The following is a 20,253-nucleotide window of genomic DNA, read 5'->3' on the forward strand; positions in this document are numbered from 1 at the left end:
CGCCCTTGCGTCAGGCCACAACAAGCCCCGAATTTTCCAGGAAACCGCCCGTGATCCGGGACTGACGGTTGCCATTTTTTTATATCCACTCGAGCCGATCCGGCCACAGGAATAGTGCAAATGAAATCGACCCTTCTCAAAGTGCTGGCCACGCTCGCCCTGGGCGCCAGCTTCGTGTTGCCGGCCGCGCAGGCCCAGGACAAGCCGCTGAAGATCGGCGTCACCGCCGGCCCGCACGCGGAGATCTTCGAAGTGGTCAAGCAGGAGGCCGCCAAGCAAGGCCTGAATCTGCAGATCATCGAGTTCTCGGACTACGTGCAGCCCAACGTCGCGCTGGCGGCGGGCGACCTGGATGCCAACAGCTACCAGCACCAGCCGTATCTGGACAACGCCAATGCCGACCGCGGCTACAAGCTGGTGAGCATTGCCAAGACCGTGATCTTCCCGATGGGCGTGTACAGCAAGAAGGTCAAGAGCCTGGCCGACCTGAAGGAAGGCGCCCGCGTCGGTTTGCCCAACGATCCCACCAACGGCGGCCGTGCCCTGTTGCTGCTGCAGACCCAGGGCCTGATCAAGGTCGATCCCAAGGTCGGCCTGAAGGCCACCCCGCTGGACGTGGTGGAAAATCCCAAGAAGATCCGCTTCATCGAGCTGGACGCCGCCCAACTGCCCCGTTCGCTGGATGACACCGACGCGTCGGTGATCAACACCAATTTCGCCATGCAGGCTGGCCTGAACCCCAAGACCGACTCCATCGCCCAGGAAGCGGGCGATTCGCCCTACGCCAACGTGCTGGCGGTGCGTGAAAAGGACAAGGCTCGCCCCGAGTTCGCCAAGCTGGTTGCCGCTTACCACTCCCAGGCCGTGAAGGACTTCATTGCCAAGAAATACAAGGATGCGGTGGTCACTGCCTGGTAAGGTGTCTTGACAGGCAGGCCGATCTTGGCCCATAATCATGGGCTTCGGTCGAGTCGGCAGCTCAGCATGTTCGAGCAGCAGGCTTTTCCTGGCTTTCGGGCAATGTTTCGAGGGCGGGGGTGGTAACTCAGCCGGTTAGAGTATCTGACTTTTAATCAGAGAGTCGTGGGTTCGAGTCCCACCCACCCCACCATAAATCCTCGCAGCATTGAATCGATAAGCCGCATTCAAGCCTCCCCATTCCATGTGGAGGCTTTTTTGTGCCTGCTCGCTCAGGGTTGGATATCCGCCTTCTTCGCGATATCCGTCCACTTGCCGATTTCGCCCGCGATGAAAGCGGGGAAGGGGCGCCCCGCGGTATCGACTTCGGCGCCCTGCCGGGCGAAGAACGCCTGGGTGTCGGCTTGCGCCAGTATCGCGTCCAGCTCGGTGCGCAGCTTCTGCTGTATCGGCGCCGGGACATTGGCCGGCATCGTCAGGCCGAACCAGCTGACCGCGTCGTAGCCCGCAACGCCCGCCTCGGCCACCGTCGGTACCTGCGGCAGCAAGGGCGCGCGATGCGCCGAGGTGACCGCCAGCGCCCGCAACTGGCCGGACTGCAGGTAGGGCAAGGCAGCGGGCAGCGCGGGGATGCTCAACTGGACCTGCCCGGAGATCGTATCCATTACCGCCGGTGCCGCGCCCTTGTAAGGGACGTGCAGCATCGTGGTGCCCGACTTTTCCGCCAGGAGGGCGCCCGCCAGATGCAGCGGACTGCCGACGCCGCCCGAGCCATAGCTGACCTTGCCGGGATGGGCGCGCGCGGCGTCCAGCAGGTCCTTCAGCGTGTGCATGGCGCTCTTGGGATTGACGGCGACCACCGCCGGCGTCGTCACGATCAGGCGCAGATGCGTGAAGTCCTTCAAAGGGTCATAGGGCGTCTTCGTGCCGATTGCCGTCACCATGGAAAACGAGGTGTCGACGAGCATCATCGTGTAGCCGTCCGGCGCTGAGCGCGCGACGTAGGCCGCGCCGATGGCGCCGGATGCACCGGTACGGTTTTCCACGATGACGGATTGTCCCAGCCGTTCGGTCAGCTTCTGCGCCATGTAGCGCGCGGTCTGGTCGCTGGCGCCGCCGGGCGCGAACGGAACGATGATGCGCAGCGGATGGTCGGGGTAGCCGGCCGCCAGCACGGGCCAGGCGGTCATGGCCGCGGACAGGACCAGCAGCGCCTTGGCCAAGGCGCGAGGGATGGTAGGCATATGCAGTCTCCTTGCTTTTGTTCTTATGTCGTTCGGATGCGGTGGCGTTTCACCGGATCACCGTCTTTGTTTTTCATCCTTCAGATGTGGTGGCGTTTCACCAGATCCCAGTCGATGTCGAAGCCGAAGCCGGGCCGGTCGGTCAGGTGCAGCCGTCCGTCGCGCAATTGCGCGCGTTCGGTGAAAAGCTGCGCCCACAGCGGGTCGCGGTTCTCGTCGACGAACACTTCCACGCAATCGCCATTGGCGGCCGCAGCGGCGAGATGCCCGTGGATATGGGGATCGTGGTGCGTGGCCATCAGCACGCCATGGGCTTGCGCGTAGGCGGCGACCCGCAGCCATTCCGTGATGCCCCCCGAGCGTGTCGCGTCGAACTCCATGTAGCGCACGCCGCCCAGGTCGATCAGGTCGCGGCAGGCCCAGCTGTGCATCTCCGACTCGCCACTGGCCAGCGCCACGCGGGTATGCTGCGCCAGGCGGCCCAGCGCGCGCACCGAGTCGTACCAGTGCAGGGGTTCTTCGAACCAATGGATGCCGTAGGGCTCGAACGCGCGGATGGCCGCGATCGCCTGCGGCAGGTTGTACGCGCAGTTGGCGTCGACCATCAGCATGGTGTCCGGGCCGATGGCTTCCCGTACCGCACGCACGCGCGCCACGTCCACGTCCAGGGCCATGCCGCCTACCTTCATCTTGACGCCGTTGAAGCCCTGCGCCACGTATCCCGCCATCTCGGGCGCGATATCCAGGACGTCCGCGCCATCCTGGTAATAGCCGCCGGTGACGTACGCGCGCACGCTGGTGCGCTCGCCGCCCAGCAGCCGCCATACGGGCAGTCCGGCCGCCTTGCCCTTGATGTCCCATAGCGCGATGTCGATGCCGGCCAACGCCGCCAGCATGGCCGCGCGCTTGTCAGGGCCGCCCACGTCCGGCAGCTTCAGCTTGCGTACGGTGCCCGGCGACTGTGTGGTCAGGCCGAACAGGTCGGCCCAGATCGCCTCCTGGGCCAGGGCATCGCGGCCATGCAGATAGCCGTCCAGTTCCGCGACGATTTCAAGGACGCGCGGCATATTGCGTCCATGCAGCGTGGCCAGTCCGGTCGGACCGCCGTCGGTTTCTATCTTTACGATGATCTGGCTGCAGCGGTCGATGACCTCGTTGCTGACCCAGTAGCGCGCACGCAAGGGTATGGTCACGGCATAAGCCTGGATTTTGCGGATTTTCATCGGTCTGTCTCCTCCTGGTCTGGTGCTCTGGTGCTCTGGTTCGCGGTGGCGGTTTCGGACAACTATAGGAGTCAGTCGCTGCGCAACGGCTGGCCGGATCCGCATAGCGGTTATGCCGTTCTTGCGGGGGCGCGCGCGGCGTTCGTTAGAATCCCGCAAAGAGGAGGCAGCCATGAACTCGGATGAACTGGCGCTGTTCGCCAAGGTTGCGCGGCACCGCAGCATCTCGAATGCGGCCATCGAGCTGGGCGTGGACCAATCCACCATCACCCGCCATATCGCGCGCCTGGAGCAGCAGGTAGGTGTGCGGCTGTTCTTTCGCAACGGACGCGGCACCGCCCTGACCGACAGCGGCGCCGCCTTCCTGCGGGCGGCGCAGAAAGTGCTCGATGCCATGGATGAGGCCCAGGGCGTGGCCCATGCCCTGGCGCACCAGGGACCGGCCCGCCTGGTCATCGCCGCGCCCCCCACCATAGGCAGCGTCATCTTCAGCCGCCTGGCGGTGGGCTTGCTGGCGACCTATCCCGCCACCGCGCTGCATTTCGTCGAAGACATGGGCAGCCACGTCCTGAAGCTGCTTACCGATGGGCAGGCCGATATCGGGCTGGTCTACGCGCCCGCCCCAGCCGCGCTGGCCTGGGACAGCCTGCGCCTGACCGAGGCCATCCACCTGGTGGGGCCGAGCGACGCCGCGCCGCTGGGAGCGTCGTTTCCGGCCCGCCGGCTGGGCGAACTCCCGCTGGTTCTACCGACCACTTCCTACGGCTTGCGCATGCAGGCCGAGATGCTGGCCCGCAACTTGGGCATCACCCTGGATGTGCGCGTCGAATGCGACACGGGCAGCGCCACACTGACCCGCATGGTGGCCGATGGCGCCGGCTACACCCTGATGCCCTATGCCATGGTGCGCGACGAGATCGCGCTGGGGCATCTGCAGGCGGCGCCGCTGGCGGACCCGCCGCTGCACCGCGGCATCGTGCTGGCCATGGCGCGCAACCGCGATACGGCGGCCGGTTCCTGGAGCGCCCTGCAGGCGGTGCGCCGCATCGTGGTGGAGTGCGTGCGCGAAGGCGCCTGGCCCGGGGTCAGCGTGGATACGGAAAACGAGGTGGCGGCGCTGGTGGACCAGCCCGCCGGCACCGGCATCGGGATTTAAGTTTCACTGCTCAGCAGCCGTAATGCAGGAAGGATGGGAGCATGCCGCTCCCACGCTTTCTGCCGTTGCCTGCCCATGACCACGCTGTCGTCGCTGTCCTCGCTGGATGCCGTCACTCGCCTGAGTACCGCCTCGTCGCTGGCGCCGAGCGCCGTGGCGCAACAGAGCGCGCCTGCCGCGTCCTCGTCCACCGCGGTCACGCTGGGGCAGAGCGGCACCGTCCAGACCTACTCCGTGCAGAGCGTGAATGCCGCCGCCAGCCCGGTGTGGGAAAGCAATTCCACCGACGCCGTCAGCGCCTTGATGGCCGCCAACAGCCGCACAGGCACACTGTCCAGCCGCTTCAATGGCCTGGGCGCGGCCTTGCTGAACAGTCTGGCCGACGGCGGCGGTACGTATTCGCAATCGGTGCTGCAAGGGACCTCCACCGGCCTGTCCGACGAGGTGGCCGCCGCGGCCACCGCGATACGGCAGCAGTCCCTGCACACCCTGGCCGACAACCAGATGACGCTGTCCGTCAAGACGGCCAGCGGCGTGGCGGTGACGATCACGCTGGGCAGCCAGCAGAACGGTCTTGCCGCCAGCATCGAGGTGGCCGATGGCAAAACCCTCAGCGATGCGGAACGCAAGGCGCTGGGCGCGTTGGCGGACAGTTTCCAGGACGCCGTCGACGGTTTGGCCGCGGTGCCGCCCAAGCTGGCCTTGGGCGGCCTGACGCAGTTCGACAGTTCGGTGTTGTCATCGGTCGATCTGCAGGCCAGCGTCCAGGTCAATGGCGGCGTCCAGACCTTGAGCTTCCATGCCGACAGCAAGAACCGCAGCGTCGAATTCGACGGGCCGGTGGGCACGGTGAAGGTCGATGTCGACTTGTCCGATGCCCGCGTGTTCGGCAACGATGACCAGCGCGCCGCGGCCGTCGCCGATTATCTTTCCCAGATCGATGACGCCGGCCGTCGCGGCCACGGCGATGCCGGCCTGGTGGACCTGTTCAAGGATGCGTTCGCGCAGATGAACAGCAGCTACGGCAAGGCCACCTTGCCCAGCCCCGTCGACAGCCGCCACATCGCCTTGAGCGAACGGGATCACAGCCTGACGTCGGGACTGGCCGATTTCACCGCATCGGTGAAGCAGACGGCCACGTCGCCCAACCCGCTACGGCCCGAGGAGCAGGATACGTTCTCTTTCCAGGCCAACCAGCGTACGGAGATTCGCGGCACCGGCATGCGCGACCGCGCCATCAGCCAGCAACAGTATTCGCATCTGACGGCCAGCTATCACCAGCAGATCGATCCGGATATCCCGATGGATCTGCAAATGGATCCGAACACGCAAAACTACTACTACACACAGATCGACGACAGCGCCAGCGCGCAAGTCGACCTGGGCTATAGCGACGGCAAGCTGGTGCACGCGGTGGCACAGCGTTCGGCCAGCCAGAGCACGCATACGCAGAAGTTCATCGGCGCCAAGATCGTGGAAGATACCATCGTCCCGGACAGCGCCACGCAGGTGGAGAACCTGTTGGACACGCTCAAGCAGGATCCCTCCAGCGAGAGCGATCCCAGCGACATGGACCTGGCGCGCTGGCAGCAGACCATGACGGCACTGCGGCAACGGCTGACGCTGCAGGACACGCCCTCCATCCTGCGGGAGCAGGGGCGCGGGCATGGCATTACTTCGCAAGAATAAGACTTTTCTTATTTTTGACGCTTAGATCAGCAAATAGACTGCGGGCATCTCCTCTTTTTACGTTTTGCGCAACCGTATTGTCGCGGGTGCCTGAGCCGAGATGCTGCTTCACGTCGTACATGCTGTTTGACGCGCGTCGCTCTTGCGCGCAAACCGCGGGCTCGACTGCAACGGCACCTCCCGCGATGCCGTTACGCAGTCGATGCCATGTCCCAACTCCAAACCAAAGCGATCGTCATTCAATTGCTCGGCGGCTTCAGCATCCGGGTCGATGGTGTCGATCGCACCGACGAGATCGGTTATTCCAAACCCAAGCATCTGCTCGCCGTGCTGGCGCTGGCGCACGAACGCGTGTGGTCACGGGCCGCGCTGTCAGAGCTGCTCTGGCCGCAGGGCAACGGCGATGGCCGCGCCAACCTGCGCCAGGCCCTGTGCGTCCTGCGCCGTCTGCTGGCCTCGGCAGGGCAGGCCTTGCTGACCACTTCAGGCACGGTGGCGCTGGATTTCCGCCTGGTCGAAGTCGACGCCATGGTCCTGCTGGGCATGGGCGAGTACGGCGATCTTGCGCTCAAGGACCGGCTCGTCTTCGATCGCGGCGAACTGCTTGAGCATCTGCCGCCGGTGGCAGGCACCGGACTGAACGCGTGGCGCGTCAGCTGGCAATCGAGGCTGGCGCAGGAAGTGTCGCGCTGCCGCCAGCAATACATCGTGTCGCTGACCCGTCGCGGCGCCATCGACGAAGCACTGGCTGGCGCACGCAAATGGGTTTCGCTGCATCCGGGCGACGAACTGGCGCATCGTAACCTCATCCGCCTGTTGCGCGACGCGGGCAGCCGCGAAGCGGCGCTGCGTGCCTATGAGCATTGCGCGGCCGTCATGGGCGAATACTACGAGACCGAACCTTCCGCTGAAACCCGCGCGCTGCTGCAGGCCGGTGCGCCATTGCGCGACACGCCGGCAGCGCCCGCCAATACGCAAGGACAATGGGCCTCCGGACCGGTGGCCATCCTGGCCCTGGCGGTGTCGCAGGACGACGATGGGCAGAGCCGCTGCGCGGTAGACCGCCTGCAGAACACCCGCGAACATCTGCTGCAATTGGTCAGCGGACGCGGCGGCCTGGTGTCGGCGGGCGCCGACGGCAGCATCTCCATTACTTTCGGCTATCCCGAATCCTGCGAGTCGCCCGCGGATGCCGCGGCCCGGCTGGCCTGTGACCTGCGCCGTTTCGCGCCGCCACGCGACGCCATTCTGGGCATGGGCATCCATGCCGACCTCGCCGCCCTGGACGGCGACAGCGCGGATGGCGCGATCATGCTGATCGGCCAGCGCGCCATCCGCCTGGCCTATCTGGCGGGCATGGGCGAAACGCTGGTCAGCGATACCGCCAGCGCGCAATTGCATGACCGCTACGTCATCAGTCCCGATGAACGCTATGGCTTGCGGGTCGGCGTGCTGGATTGTGCCGCCGAGGCCCCGCCCGTGCACCGCATGTTCGGGCGCGCGGCGGAATTCGACATCCTGGTGCGGCGCTGGTCGGAAATCACCACGTCGGGCCGCGGCCGCACCATGCTGCTGCACGGCGAACGGGGCGTCGGCAAGACCTTGCTGATGTCGGTCTTCAGCGAGTACGCAAGGCGCGCCGGCGGCGCGGTGCGCGTGCTGGAGTGCCGCCAGGAGAATCGCCAGCGCAGCCTGCATCCGGTGTACGACTATCTCGTGCGCCATGTGCTGGACAGCGCCGGCGCCGCCAGCCTGGCCTTGTCCGAGGCGGACAAGGAAGTGGCGCGCCTGGTCGAGTCCCTGGGCTATCGCGCGGGCCTGGACCGCCACACCAGCGCCAGCGTCCATGAGCAGGTCTTGCGTCCGGCAACGCCGCGCCAGCGCGGGCAGGGTAGCGACGCCGGCCCCACTGAAGGCGTGCTGCATGCCGTCACCGCGCTGCTGCTGCAACGGGAACGCTCCGGCCAGCCCATGCTGCTGGTCGTCGACAACCTGCAATGGGCGGACCGCGCCACTCAAGAACTGATTGCGCGCCTGGCACGGCTGGTGGAGAGCTCACCGGTAATGCTGGTGATGGCGGCGCGCGCGCCGTCGGCGGATCTGCCCTCGGCGGCGGCCGTGCACGTGGAGCCGTTGAGTTCGGCGGCGATGGTGGAACTGGTCAATGCCCGCGCGCGCGGCAAACGCCTCGCGCCCAAGATACGCCGGCATATCGTCGAAGGCGCTTGCGGCATTCCGCTGCGGGCGGAACAGATGGTGCGCGACTTCCCGCTCGATGGCAGCGAAGCCGATTTGACGCTGGTGGGGGGCTGTGATCCCGCCGAGGGCAATGCCGGCCTGCGTTCGCGCGCGGTGCCCAGCATGAATCTGGATTGAGCACGCGCGTTCGACTTGCTGCCTGGGGAACTGAACAGCGCATCACGGTTACCTATCCGCAATCTGAATGGACCACGGCGCAAGGCGGGGTCCCTCCATCTAACGCACTGCGGATGAAACCATGGACGCATATAGTCTGATCGAATTGTTTGGCAAGGAAAGCTGCATCAACCTCAGCCTGGGAGAGTCCGGCACGGTTGATCTGGTATTTGAGAATGGCGTTACCCTGACGTTGGAACACGACGACCCGCAAGACTTGCTGCATTGCTATGTCGTGCTGGGCCGCATTCCCACTGAAGACGCCAAGCGCCTCACGGTCTACGGCGACTTGCTGGAAGCGAATCTCTTCGGTCACGAGACTGACGGCGCCACCCTGGGAGTCGATAAGCACACCGGGGAAGTGTTGCTGTCGTGGCGTCTGGAACTGCTGGACGCCAACGTCAGCTTGTTGCGCAATATCGTGCAGAAGATGGTCAACGTGGCCGTCGTGTGGCGCGAATACCTGGGCACCGTCGATCGGGGCGACGTCAAGGCGCCCAAGCTGTCGAACACCAAGGAGCCGCAGGTCGCCAGGGCGACACCACAGGGCTATGACGATCTACCGCGCGGTGGATCGATGCGCGCCTGATCCAGGCGCCTCGCCGCGCAGTGTCGTTCACGTAGTGCCGTTCAAAGCGAAAAAGGATATCGAAGCGAATATCCGGGGAGAGACAATGAGTGTCGTGGGCAGAGCCAGCCCGGGATTCGACGGGTGGTGCGCGGACGCGCCCGCGGACCGGATAGACCCTAACCCTGCCGCCGCCGGCATTGGTGTTGATCCCGCCGCCAATACCGCCGCTGATACCGCCGCTGATACCGCTGCTGATACCGCCACCGTTCCCACGCTCCACATCGCCTCGGCAAGGCGGGCCTCGATTGCCCATTCAGTAAAATCGGTGGCTACCGACGTCTCTTGTATCCAGTGTTGGTTTCCTGGGCGCAGGCCGCGCGTCATCACTGAAGAAGTCCGGCGTGCGCGCTTGCAGGAAACCATCACGGCGTCATTCGACTTCCTGGTTCGCGATTTGTCCATCCCCGTCGGGAAGCGCAGCGACGCAGCCACCCGGAAGACAGTGGCCACCATCCAGCGCTTGTTCGAACAGGTGAAGCGACTTGCGGCGTTGATGCCGGACGAGGTGCCGCGAGGCGCCAGTGCGGTGATCTCTGTCTTCGAGAAGGAAGCGTATCGCTGCGTGGACGCCCTGTCGTCTGCCGCCTTCAGCCGTTTGTCCCAGGGCCCCTTGTCGCCCCGAGCGGAGCAAGCCGATGCCCATTACCGCGACGCGCTGCTCATGCGTCTGCATCGTTGCACGGACCTGCCGGCGCAGACAGTGTTGGCAAGCCTGGAACAGGCGTTGCGCGGACGACATATCGACCAGGTTCATGTGGCGTGGCTGGCCACGGCAAGGCGTGAACTGGGCCACCGTACCGCAGCCACGCTGGCGCGCCGCGCCGCCTGCCTGACCGTGGAGCAGGACAGGAGAAAGCTGCAATCCGCTCTGCACGGCATCTTCCTGGGTGTGGACAAGGGCCAGCCCGCCACCCTGGAGGCCGGTGTCGGTGTCCTTCTCGCGCTCGCCAGGCTTGGCGCTGCGGTGTATGCCTTGTACCAACGCTGCCTGCCATTCGGCATCCTGAATGAAGCGAGACAGGAACTCCAACGCATCCGGATTCCCACCCCGCTGGCGATAGCCGCGGACCAATGGCAGCAGTACTGCCAGAGCTGGAAACATGAGTACATCAGGCGCATCGCCGCGTTGGACAGGATCATCGGAGATCTGCAGGAGGCCTGCGGTTTGCCGGATGGCCACGGCGGCATCCGGACACGGCGGGCCGCGCTTGGCTTGAGCCAGTTGGCGGCCTTGTTGCGGGTTGGCCTGGCCGGCCAGGGCATGGAGGATCAACCGGCAGACGCGCGGCTGGACCCCGCACGGCATGGCGACATCGGCCATCGGGACGCGCAGGTGGCGGAGGTAGTGCGGGCCGCGGCAGAGGCGTTGGGCTTGCATGGCGCCCCGGCGCACGCGGAGGATGACGGGGCGCGTGTCTTGCGCCAGGCAACGGTACTCAGCGCCTTGTCCGACAAGGAATTCGCCGCTCTCGTGTCCGCGGCTGACGTCATGGCTGCGTTCGGGCGGTGCGTCGACGCACGTGCCGTCACCGCCGAACGGGATCGCCGGGTCGGCGAGTTCGGCCAGGTGCGGTTCAGGCCGTGCCTGGAACGACTCGTCGCCGAGGGCGATGCCGAGGACTTGCACCGGATGGCCGACGTCGGCGTGTATTTGCGTGACGCCACGGATGCCTTGCTGGCGATGGTGACGCTGTATTCGGTCTGCGGCGGCAAGCTGGACGGCGCGGAGGAAACCGCCGCATTCATTGAGAAGGCCGTCAATCTTGCGTTGCCCGGTCTGCGCATCGCACCCGCGCGCGCGCAGGTACTGCACCGCCTCAGTCTTGCGCTGAACCACGCGCGGGTGGATCTTGCCAGCCACGATCCAGGCCTCCTGCACGACGATCCCGACGACCTTCTGGCGCGTGAAGACTTGATGCAGGGCATCGCTGAGGGCCTGGCCTGCCAGGAAGAGGTCCCTGACATCATTGAAGGTGCTTTCTTCACGCTGATCCGGCGCACGTCATTCGCGGCCAGGCTTGGGGCGTTCGTGTCGTCGGCGCCAGCGCGCATCGTGGATGGTGCTGTGGCGGGGAAGGTGGCCGAGCCCGATCAGGACGAGGATGTGCTGGCGGATGCCGACATTCGCTTGGCACTGCAAAGCGACTTCGGCATCGAGGTACAGGAAAACCTGCTGCGGGATGCCCTGGCGCGTTCCGTGCGGTGGCCGGATTGGGCGCAGCCCATGGCAGTGCGCGAAATCTACAAAGAGGAACTCTCGTTCAAGGATCCACCCATCCAGAGGCTGTCCGGGGTAGCCGCCACAGGCGCACCGGGCAGTTATCCCGTCGACGCGACGGTGGTGAACGAGGATTACGCCAAGGATTACCTGCGTGGTTCCTGTTCCTTGTCGGTCCGCGGCCGGGCCCCCGATGGGACGCCAATATCGTTCGATGCGGTCATGGCTGGCCCCATCGTCGACGCAGGCCCGGACGCGCAGGCGCGCAAGCGCGCTCGCTCGAACGCTGTCGAGGATGCCTTGCGATGCCTGAGCCGAATGGTGGACGCAGGCCAGTTCCAACAGCTAACCCGATTGCTGTCCCAAATGGCGGCCGCGCCGACAGCGGTGGCCGAGACGCGCTCGGCGATCGGCACACCGTTGCGCCTGGCGTCGGGCACGCCCTTGCAAGTCGGTGGCCCCGCGCATACGCACACCTTGATCGAACAGAACCTCGATGACACCTTCGACATGAGCTATCACGTCGAATGGCTGAACGTGAAGGGCGCGAACCTGGTGGACCAGGACACGTGTCTGCCCTCGGCAACCCTCGACCTGGATCCCGCGCTCAGCCGCAAGGCCGTCCGCTATGCCTGGCGGGTGATCGCGGACGAGCTGCCTGTCGTGCAGCCGCTGCGACTTCCGGAATATCGATATTGCCTGGTGCCGGCATAGACGTTGGCGCGTCCACGTTCTCGCCGGAAACGGGCTGGCGCTTTTCAAGCAGCGCCGGCCCAGTCAGAGCATACCCAGTCAGAGCAGACCCAGATCTTTCGCGTAGGCGATCAATTCGGCATCATTGCGCGCCGCCAGTTTGCGCATGGCATCCTGTTTTTGGCGGCTGGTGGTCTTGGCGCTCAATCCCAGGATCTGGGCGATTTCGTTATTGCTGCGGCCGCTGGCAAAAAGCCGCACGACTTCCATTTCACGGGGAGACAAGGCGGCGCGCGCCGTCAACTGCGACTGCGCCACGCCCAATGCCGCGAATTCGTTGCGTATGCTTTCGGTGAAATACGACAAGCCGGATGCCGCGCGTTGAATGGCAGTACTGATTTCCTTGATCGCGGCACTTTTTTCCACCAGCGCCAGGGCGCCGGCCTGCAACGCGGGGCTGATCATGGTGGGCGTCGCGATCTTCGTCAGCACCACTACGTGGATATGCGGATATTGCGCGCGCAACTGCTGCAGCATGGCCAGACCGTCCGGCTGCGTGCCCCCAGGCATGGAGAAGTCGGTGACCACCACATCGCAGGGCGTTTGAGCCAGACAGGCGAACAGGCTGTCCGGGCTATCGGCCGAGCCGACCACGCTGATATCCGGTGAGGTCGCGAGCGCATTCTTTATCCCCAGCAACACTATGGGGTGATCATCGGCCAGTACGACGCGGATCATGTTGAAAACTCCATCCAAAGCTCAAGCAGGTCCGCTGACCCAGGTAGGAATCGACCCGGTAAAGACAGCGGATGTTCATCAGCGCGCGATATCTGATTGACTACCAACGCGTGCGCGTTTTGACCTTCTGACTGCCCGAATCGTTCCCGGCACTACACGGCGCGTTTTAACGCAGAAGTGCATCAAATTTCCGTGTATGTTCCCGCGCGCATTTCCTCTTTCGCTTGATTGCGATAGGTCGTGGGCGTAATGCCTGCGTGGCGCCGGAATGCTACCGTGAAATTGCAGACACTGGGGAAACCGACGTGCCGGGCGATAGCGTGTACGGGCATTCCCGTGCGGGCAAGAAGGCGGCGTGCGGCAGCCATTTTCTTATCGAAAATGAACTTGTGGGCCGATTTTCCCGTTCGCGATTTGAAAATGGAAGAGAGTTTTCTTTCGTGCGTACCGACACTATGGGCCAGTTGTCGAACCGTATGGATGCTGCCGACGTCGGCCTGGATCGCATCCAGGGCATAGCGCAGCAGGATGTCTTCCTGTGAGCCGCCCTCCGGTGCCGCGCCAGGGTTGCTCGCTTCCGCGGCGCCGACCGGACGCAGATGTACCGAAATACGCGCCAGCAGTTCTTCGGCATAAATCGGCTTGGGCACGCAATCCACCGCGCCCACCGCGAAGGCTTCAGTGGTGGCGCCGTTGACGCCGGGCTTCACCAGGAAAATGATGGGTATCGAGTTGGTGTCCTGGGACTGGGACAGCAGCCGCGCCATCATGAAGGCGTCCATCTGCTGCATATCGCCATCGAGCAGGACCATATCCGGGCGCCAGGCCTGGGCCTGGTAGAAACCGTGCCAGCCGGAGGCGAAAGAAACCCTGAACAGCTGGTTGCGCAATAACGCCACGGCGCCGGCCAGGGGCGCTTCCTGATCCGTGATGATCAGGACATGGGCCGGCTTGCGGTGCCGCGACAACATTTTCTTGCTCGGGTTCGCATTGGCGAACATAACCGCGGAGTGACCCGACGAATACTCGTGCAGGGCTTGGGGTTGAGCAGCCATATTCCTCTCCTGATACGGGACGCCTGTAAAAGCCCATTCCGTTGCAGTGCAACGGTGGGTTCACGGTTTCATGTGCACCGCAAACCCGGGTCGGAGCTCATTCCGGCATACCGCGTCATCGCTTTTTATCGACTGGTTGCGCGGTGGCGCAGAATGAGATTGCGCCGCTATCCTAAGTAAGGAACGCAAAATAGACTTTTGAAATAGAAGAGAAACGTTTTGATTTTTGTACTTTTATACAAATTTTTGACGATTTAGTTCGTCCGGACGGTTATTTCTGCTCGCCGGAGGACAGCGAATCGCCGCGCGCCTGCTTTCGAAACAACACGGGGCTGCAGCCCACGTGGCGACGAAAAGCGGCGGCGAAGTTGGCGGGACTGGAAAAACCCAGCGTTTCGGCAATCTCGGAAATACTCAGCTGACGCAGATGCAGCAGTTTCTGCGCGGTACTCATGCGTTCGTCTCGCAGATAATCCTTGACCGATTTACCCAGGGACACGCGGAACGCCTGGGTCAATCTGCGCTCATGCACTCCCATGAGCCGCGCCAGCGATTTGAGGGAAGGCGGATTGGCCAGGCGCTCATTCAAATACCGGCGCGTCATGGCGACGATGGTCTCGTCCGTCGGATTCGCCATCAGCGGCGGCAGGCGAATGTCCATATCCGGCGTCAAGGCGGTTGCCGGACCGGGGGAGGCCGGCGTCGCCACCGGGGCAAGCGCTTGTTCCGCCGCGGGCTTGTCTTCCGAGGTGGCGGCAGGTTTGTTCAGATGGACGCGGATACGGGCCAGCACTTCGACCGGGTTATAGGGCTTGAGAACGTAATCCGCGGCCCCGGAATGGAAACCTTTCAGACGTTCGTCCAGGCGCCCGGAGGCCGTGACGAAAATAATGGGGATATGGGCGGTCTGGGGATTTTCTTTCAGCAGCGTGCACGTCGCATAGCCGTCCATCTGGGGCATGCAGACATCGAGCAAAATCAGGTCGGGACGCGGAAGCGCCTGCGCGCGGGCATAACCCTGGCGACCGTTCATCGCGACAGTCAGCCGATAAGCCTCTTTATCGAGTTCCTGGACCAGGAGCTTGAGATCTGCCGGGCTGTCATCCACCAGCAGGATATGAGGGGAGTATTCGCGATCATCGACCGGGCGCATCAGCAACTCCAGTAACATTGCGATATGTAGGCGTGGCTGCAGCTAGCAAATGTCACCGGAGTATAGCCGTGATTTCGGGCGGAGTATCTTTGAGTAACCTGTCCGGCCCGCCCATACCCGCTATTCGCATGAGACTGGTCGAGGTTATGGATCAAGCGCTCAGGTTTCGGGCAATCCCCTTCAGCGTGTCAAAAAACGCCTTTATCAGATTACTCAGCGTACTCACGAAAAGCTGATATCGATTAACGTTGCGCTGAATATCGATCATGTCGGTCGAATTCAACTTCTTGTTCAGGCCACCCGGCGGGATCACCTTGTTTTGTGCCGCGTTCAATACACGGCTGAGGGGGTCGGAAGGCCCGCTACCATTGGCGAGCGTACTCAGATCATCACTTGTGTCGTCTACGGAATAGGACATGGGAACCTGGGGGGGAGTAGGTAGTTCGGAAAGAAATGCGGCAGAACTATCGTTGGATGGTGACTACCGCATCAGGACCTCTGAAAACGATTTTGTCCTTGGCGATCGACTCCAGCCTGTAGTTATCGTACGTGCCGCCGACCATCAATTTGGTTCCACATGCCAGCATCAGCCAGGGATGCGCGCCGCCCACCACGCTGGTAATGCGAAAGGGAATCGATGCTTCAGGGGGCAGCGCGGGGGGCGGCTCCGGGACGGCATGCACGCTGTTGAAGTTGTTCTTGTTGAACTGTGCCACCAAGGGATGCAGCACGCGCAGTTGCGGGGTGTCGAGACGTTCGGTGTCGATGTTCAAGGCGTCATCGGCCCATTTGATGGGCCCCATGGGCAGCAGCACGGCGTTCATGGCGCGCTGCAGGCGGTTCGTGACGTCCGCCAGCAGGACAATGCCATGGGTTTCCACGGTGACGCCCGCCAGTTTTGCCTCCAGCGTCTGGACGGCGGCGCTGCGGCGTTCCGCGGTGGCCGCGATGCCCTGGATGGTGAGGCGCCCGGAGCCTAGATATTGCACGTTGGAACGCACCAGGAAATCCTTCAGCACATTCTGTGCGGCGCGGATCTGCACCGTGGCGATCTCGACCTTGATGGCCGGCCGTGGCTGAATGCGTGAAAGGGCCTGGGCCAGCTGCTCGTATTCGACGTCGTTGCGCACCCAGCCGGTGACGGTGACCGGATCGTCGTCTTTCTGGTGCACCTGCGCGTCGGACGCCAGGGCCAGCGCGTCCAGGGCCGCCGCAGCCTGGCGCGCGGCGCGTTCGAGCTCCATCTTGTAAGGCGACGCCGGCGTGGCGTTGGCCGTGGCATTGTTCCAGAACATCCGGGTGCCCAGCACCAGGGCCAGGATGACGCCCGCCGCCATGGCGCATGCCGCCGCCCGCTTGTAAGGCCTGGCACGCCGTGCCGCGCTGGTCCGGTCCAGGGCGGCAGCATGCGCCGCGGCGGCCCGCCTGGCCGCTGCCGCGGCGCTGGCTTCGACGGTGGTGGGATCGGGCCAGGGATCGCTGACCGGAGCGACGCTGATCCATACCGGCCCCACCCGCAACGGCATGCCCGGCACGAGCGGGCTTGCCGATGAGGACGCGGCCGCCTTGGCATCCGCGGTGTCGGCGGCCGCTGTCGAATCGGTGGAACCGGCGGTTTCCGTGGTTTCTGTTTGTGTGCCGTCGAAATGCCAGGACTGGTTCACGACGCGGATGTGTCCGGCTTGCGCGGGCATGCCTGGGTCGGAAAGGACTATGTCGCAATCGGCGTCACTGCCGACGCTCATCGTGTTTGCGGCGGGCACGCGGGCCCCCTGGTGCAAACCGGTAAGTATCCTCAGTTCAAGTTGATGGGCGCTCATGATGCGGGGAAATGGTGGGCAAGATTCAGAGTTCGATGCGGGAGAGCGGCTGTATGTTCAGTTCCGCGGACAGTTCCTGATACGACAGGACCGGCAGGTGATACAGGTCGTTCTCGATCAGTTTGCGCACATACCGCCTGATGTCCATGGTGGTCAGCAGGACAGGACGCTGGGCGGTTGTTGCCTGTGGGCCGACCGTCTGCTTTATGCGTTCCAGAAGCAGGGCGGATTGTTCCGGGTCCATCGCAAGATAACTGCCTCCCGACGTTTGACGGATGGCATCGCGCACGGCTTGTTCGGTGGCGGGAGCGAGCAGGTAAACGGGCAGGAAGCCATGTTCGTTTGCATACTTGTAGCTGATGTAACGCTTCAGCCCCATGCGCGCATACTCGGTCAGCAGTACCGTGTCCTTTTCCTTTGGGGCCCATTCGATGAGGGCTTCCAGGATGGCGCGCATATCGCGTATGCAGATGTGCTCGGACACCAGGCGCTGCAGGATCTCCGCCACCTTTTGTACCGGCATGATGCGTTGGGTTTCCTTGACCAGTTCCGGATAGCGAGGCTCCTGTGCGGTCAGCAGCAGGCGCGCTTCCTGGATGCCGAGGAAGTCGGCCGCGTGGCGCCGCAGCGTTTCGGCGGCACGGTCGGCGATGACCTGCGCCGGCCATAGGAAGGGCACGCCGGCGGTGCGCAGCATGGTCGCGTGCTTGTCGGCGATCCAATACTCGCGCTGGTCATGCCAGGTTGCGCCGCCCAGGCGCGGAATGCCCAGCGCCTCCATGTTTTCCGCGCTTTCGCGCGCCAGGATGGCATCCGGCGGGCAATAGCCCTGGTCGGCGGGAACGTCGTACAGGTGGATGCGGTACTGCCGCCCTGCGCGCGCGAGGTCGTCCTCTTCTTCGCCGACGGCGGGTGTCGCCTCGCCGATGTGCACGTGCATCTCCGGCAGGGGGATGCCCAGCTCGCGATACAGTTCCCCCCGTGCAGCCAGATAGTCGCGCTTCAGGTCTTCCGGCTCCAGTTCCGCGTCCAGCTCTGGCGTGATTTCTATGGTCAGCGGACGGGCCGACGATAGCTTGGCCGCGTCGTCCTCCTGTTCCTTGTCCGCAGTGCCTGCCAGCCCGCCACCGTCTTCCCCCCCGACCGGTCCGTCCTTGGCCGCGCGTCCCAGCGTGAAACCGACCAGGCCCAAGATGGCCGCAAGAATCAGGAAGACCACGGTCGGCATGCCGGGAATCAGGCCCATGAACAGTGCCACGGCGGCGCTGATCAACAGCGCGCGCGGATGCGCCATCACTTGCTTGCCGATGTCCTTGCCGACGTTGGAACGCTGCTCGTCCGGCACGCGGGTGACGATGATGCCGGCGGCGATGGCGGTCAGCAGGGCGGGAATTTGCGATATCAGGCCGTCGCCGATACTCAGGATGGAGTAGGTGGTGGCCGCCTCGCTGGCGCTCAAGCCGTGCTGGAGGACGCCGATCGCCAGCCCGCCCAGCAGGTTCACGGCGACGATGATGAGGCCGGCAATGGCATCCCCCTTGACGAACTTCATGGCGCCATCCATCGCGCCGTAAAGTTGGCTTTCCTTCTCCACCAGGCCGCGGCGGCGGCGGGCTTCGTCCTTGTCCAGGGTGCCGGCGCGCACGTCGGCGTCGATGGACATCTGTTTGCCCGGCATGGCGTCCAGGGAGAAGCGGGCAGCCACTTCGGCCACGCGCTCGGATCCCTTCGTGACCACGATGAATTGCACGATGGTCAGGATCAGGAAGACGACCAGGCCGACCACCAGATTGCCGCCGACCACGAAGTTGCCGAAGGTTTCGATGATGTGGCCCGCGTCGCCATTGAGCAGGATCAGGCGGGTGGTGGCGATGGAGATGCCCAGGCGAAACAGCGTTCCGACCAGCAGTACCGAGGGAAACGAGGAGAAGGCCAGGGGGGATGGCAGGTAGATGGCGACCATCAACAGGACGCAGGTCAGCGTGATGTTGGCGCCGATAAGGACATCGACCAGGGTGGTCGGCAGCGGCAGGATCATCATGAAGATGATCGCGATGACGAAGAACGCCAGGACGATGTCGTTGCGGCTGGTGGCCGCCATAACCAGGCGGGATACTCTTTGCATGGTGGGTTCCTGAGCCGCGATCAGCTTGTGGGGGGGGGAGTGGGTACGTGGCCGCGGGTCGCGACGTACCTTTGCATGGCGGCGCGCGCGAGCGTTGCCTGGCTCAGTTTCATGTGGGCCTGGGCGCGAATCAGATTGAAGAGCGGCATTTCCTCGCCCTTGTCGGTGCCTTCCTGCAAGGTGGCCAGCGCGTCGGCGGGGGCGCCGGTGCGCAACTGGGCCAAGGCCTTCATGGCGCGCGAGCGCACGTCCAGGCGGTCCAGGTGGCCGAGCGTCGTCAGCAACTGCAGGGCGCTGCCGGGTTGGTTGTTCTGCAGTAGCGCATACGCGAGCAGGCGCAGTACGGCACAGGCGGCGGGTTGTCTGGGATCCTGGGTCACAAGCGATCAGCCCAGTTTCGGCGAGCGGTGCTTGTAGACGATGAACGTATCGCTGCGCGTGCAGAACCCGCCGACCACGGATTTTCCCGCGCGGATATCCGCTGCCTTCCGGCTGGCCTGGTCCGCGCTGGCCGGATCGGTCGTCTTGGCGTGTTGCAACAGCGCTTTCTCTTTGTCCGCGAGAAAGGCTTGCGTCGTGTTCATGGCATCCGCGAAAGAATCCGCGCCGCGCATGGCCTCGCGATAGGTATCGCGCGAAAGCAGTTGCCGGAACATGGCGAGGTCAAGGCTGATGGCGGGGCCGGTGCCGGTGTTCGCCGCCCACGTGCGCTCGGCGTCCGGGCGCACGCCGGCGACGCCTTGGCCCTGCGAAACGGCGTTGGCGTCGACCGCGGTAGGTGCGGCGGCCGAACCCACGTAAGAAGGGCCGGATGTGGATGTAGGAATTCTGCTCATAGTATTCAAGCCTCAAGTAAGCGCACCGCGGCGCACATCGCGACGCACATCGCAACGCACATCGCAACGCCCGTCGCAACGCACATCGCGGGGCGCGCTGCACGACGCGCCACGGTCCAGCCTTTGCCTGCGCGAGGGAGCTCCATCCCGGCGTGGCGCTGGAATGGAGGCCGAAGGCGCGGCGTTCGCGGAACCGAGGGGTGCCATATCCGACGCGTGTTGCGCCGAAAACGAATTTCAGAAAATTCCCGCGATCCCGGAGGGAGCCGGCGATGCCCCGTTGGGCAGCGCCGACAGCATCCTCACGGGCAGGATCCACGGCGACAGACATCGTGTCTC

The 20,253-nt window shown here is 64.2% G+C and carries 16 protein-coding genes and 1 tRNA gene; 7 read left to right on the plus strand and 10 right to left on the minus strand.

The features are described 5' to 3' along the window. The first annotated feature begins 120 nt into the window (after window positions 1-120). Both CEY05_RS22530 and CEY05_RS22535 read left to right on the plus strand, forming a co-directional pair. Complete coding sequence (locus CEY05_RS22530) at window positions 121-918, plus strand: MetQ/NlpA family ABC transporter substrate-binding protein (RefSeq protein ID WP_088599512.1); 798 nt, start codon at window positions 121-123, stop codon at window positions 916-918. A 116-nt stretch (window positions 919-1,034) separates the two neighbouring features. Further along, window positions 1,035-1,111, plus strand: a tRNA-Lys gene (locus CEY05_RS22535). 79 nt (window positions 1,112-1,190) lie between these two features. Here CEY05_RS22535 and CEY05_RS22540 read toward each other — a convergent pair. Further along, window positions 1,191-2,162 (minus strand): tripartite tricarboxylate transporter substrate binding protein, encoded by a 972-nt coding sequence (locus CEY05_RS22540; protein ID WP_088599513.1) that lies wholly within the window; start codon window positions 2,160-2,162, stop codon window positions 1,191-1,193. 80 nt (window positions 2,163-2,242) lie between these two features. Next, entirely contained in the window at window positions 2,243-3,385 is a 1,143-nt protein-coding gene (locus CEY05_RS31050) for a mandelate racemase/muconate lactonizing enzyme family protein (protein ID WP_158219388.1), read from the minus strand. Between the two features lie 172 nt (window positions 3,386-3,557). On the opposite strand from CEY05_RS31050, the gene CEY05_RS22555 reads away from it, so the two are divergent. The 5 genes from CEY05_RS22555 (at window position 3,558) to CEY05_RS22575 (ending at window position 12,208) form a co-directional block, all read left to right on the plus strand. After that, window positions 3,558-4,541, plus strand: a complete 984-nt coding sequence (locus CEY05_RS22555) for a LysR family transcriptional regulator (protein ID WP_158219389.1) — start codon at window positions 3,558-3,560, stop codon at window positions 4,539-4,541. A gap of 75 nt (window positions 4,542-4,616) precedes the next feature. Beyond that, window positions 4,617-6,230, plus strand: a complete 1,614-nt coding sequence (locus CEY05_RS22560) for a hypothetical protein (protein WP_088599516.1) — start codon at window positions 4,617-4,619, stop codon at window positions 6,228-6,230. A gap of 207 nt (window positions 6,231-6,437) precedes the next feature. Next, window positions 6,438-8,606, plus strand: a complete 2,169-nt coding sequence (locus CEY05_RS22565) for an AAA family ATPase (protein ID WP_088599517.1) — start codon at window positions 6,438-6,440, stop codon at window positions 8,604-8,606. A 121-nt stretch (window positions 8,607-8,727) separates the two neighbouring features. Beyond that, window positions 8,728-9,234, plus strand: coding sequence for a type III secretion system chaperone (locus tag CEY05_RS22570; protein WP_088599518.1), 507 nt, complete (start codon window positions 8,728-8,730; stop codon window positions 9,232-9,234). Window positions 9,235-9,625: 391 nt separating this feature from the next. Then, window positions 9,626-12,208, plus strand: coding sequence for a hypothetical protein (locus CEY05_RS22575; protein ID WP_088599519.1), 2,583 nt, complete (start codon window positions 9,626-9,628; stop codon window positions 12,206-12,208). A 78-nt stretch (window positions 12,209-12,286) separates the two neighbouring features. Here CEY05_RS22575 and CEY05_RS22580 read toward each other — a convergent pair whose 3' ends face one another. The 8 genes from CEY05_RS22580 to CEY05_RS22615 form a co-directional block, all read right to left on the minus strand. Further along, window positions 12,287-12,925 carry a response regulator transcription factor gene (locus tag CEY05_RS22580; protein WP_088599520.1) on the minus strand — a complete coding sequence of 213 codons (639 nt, stop codon included), beginning with the start codon at window positions 12,923-12,925 and terminating at the stop codon, window positions 12,287-12,289. A 182-nt stretch (window positions 12,926-13,107) separates the two neighbouring features. After that, the gene (locus CEY05_RS22585) at window positions 13,108-13,980 is read right to left on the minus strand and encodes a DNA-binding response regulator (protein ID WP_088599521.1); all 873 of its coding nucleotides are present in this window, start codon (window positions 13,978-13,980) and stop codon (window positions 13,108-13,110) included. Between the two features lie 271 nt (window positions 13,981-14,251). After that, window positions 14,252-15,133 carry a DNA-binding response regulator gene (locus tag CEY05_RS22590; RefSeq protein WP_088599522.1) on the minus strand — a complete coding sequence of 294 codons (882 nt, stop codon included), beginning with the start codon at window positions 15,131-15,133 and terminating at the stop codon, window positions 14,252-14,254. A gap of 151 nt (window positions 15,134-15,284) precedes the next feature. After that, window positions 15,285-15,551 (minus strand): EscF/YscF/HrpA family type III secretion system needle major subunit, encoded by a 267-nt coding sequence (locus tag CEY05_RS22595; RefSeq protein WP_088599523.1) that lies wholly within the window; start codon window positions 15,549-15,551, stop codon window positions 15,285-15,287. A 46-nt stretch (window positions 15,552-15,597) separates the two neighbouring features. Continuing rightward, window positions 15,598-16,953, minus strand: a complete 1,356-nt coding sequence (gene sctD, locus CEY05_RS22600; protein ID WP_088599524.1) for a type III secretion system inner membrane ring subunit SctD — start codon at window positions 16,951-16,953, stop codon at window positions 15,598-15,600. A gap of 25 nt (window positions 16,954-16,978) precedes the next feature. Then, window positions 16,979-19,078, minus strand: a complete 2,100-nt coding sequence (gene sctV, locus CEY05_RS22605) for a type III secretion system export apparatus subunit SctV (RefSeq protein ID WP_088599525.1) — start codon at window positions 19,076-19,078, stop codon at window positions 16,979-16,981. A gap of 20 nt (window positions 19,079-19,098) precedes the next feature. After that, window positions 19,099-19,458, minus strand: coding sequence for a M48 family metallopeptidase (locus CEY05_RS22610; RefSeq protein WP_088599526.1), 360 nt, complete (start codon window positions 19,456-19,458; stop codon window positions 19,099-19,101). Window positions 19,459-19,464: 6 nt separating this feature from the next. Further along, window positions 19,465-19,914 (minus strand): hypothetical protein, encoded by a 450-nt coding sequence (locus CEY05_RS22615; protein ID WP_143220577.1) that lies wholly within the window; start codon window positions 19,912-19,914, stop codon window positions 19,465-19,467. Between the last annotated feature and the right edge of the window lie 339 nt (window positions 19,915-20,253).

This window comes from Achromobacter sp. HZ34, from assembly GCF_002209485.1.
GTDB lineage: Bacteria > Pseudomonadota > Gammaproteobacteria > Burkholderiales > Burkholderiaceae_B > Bordetella_C.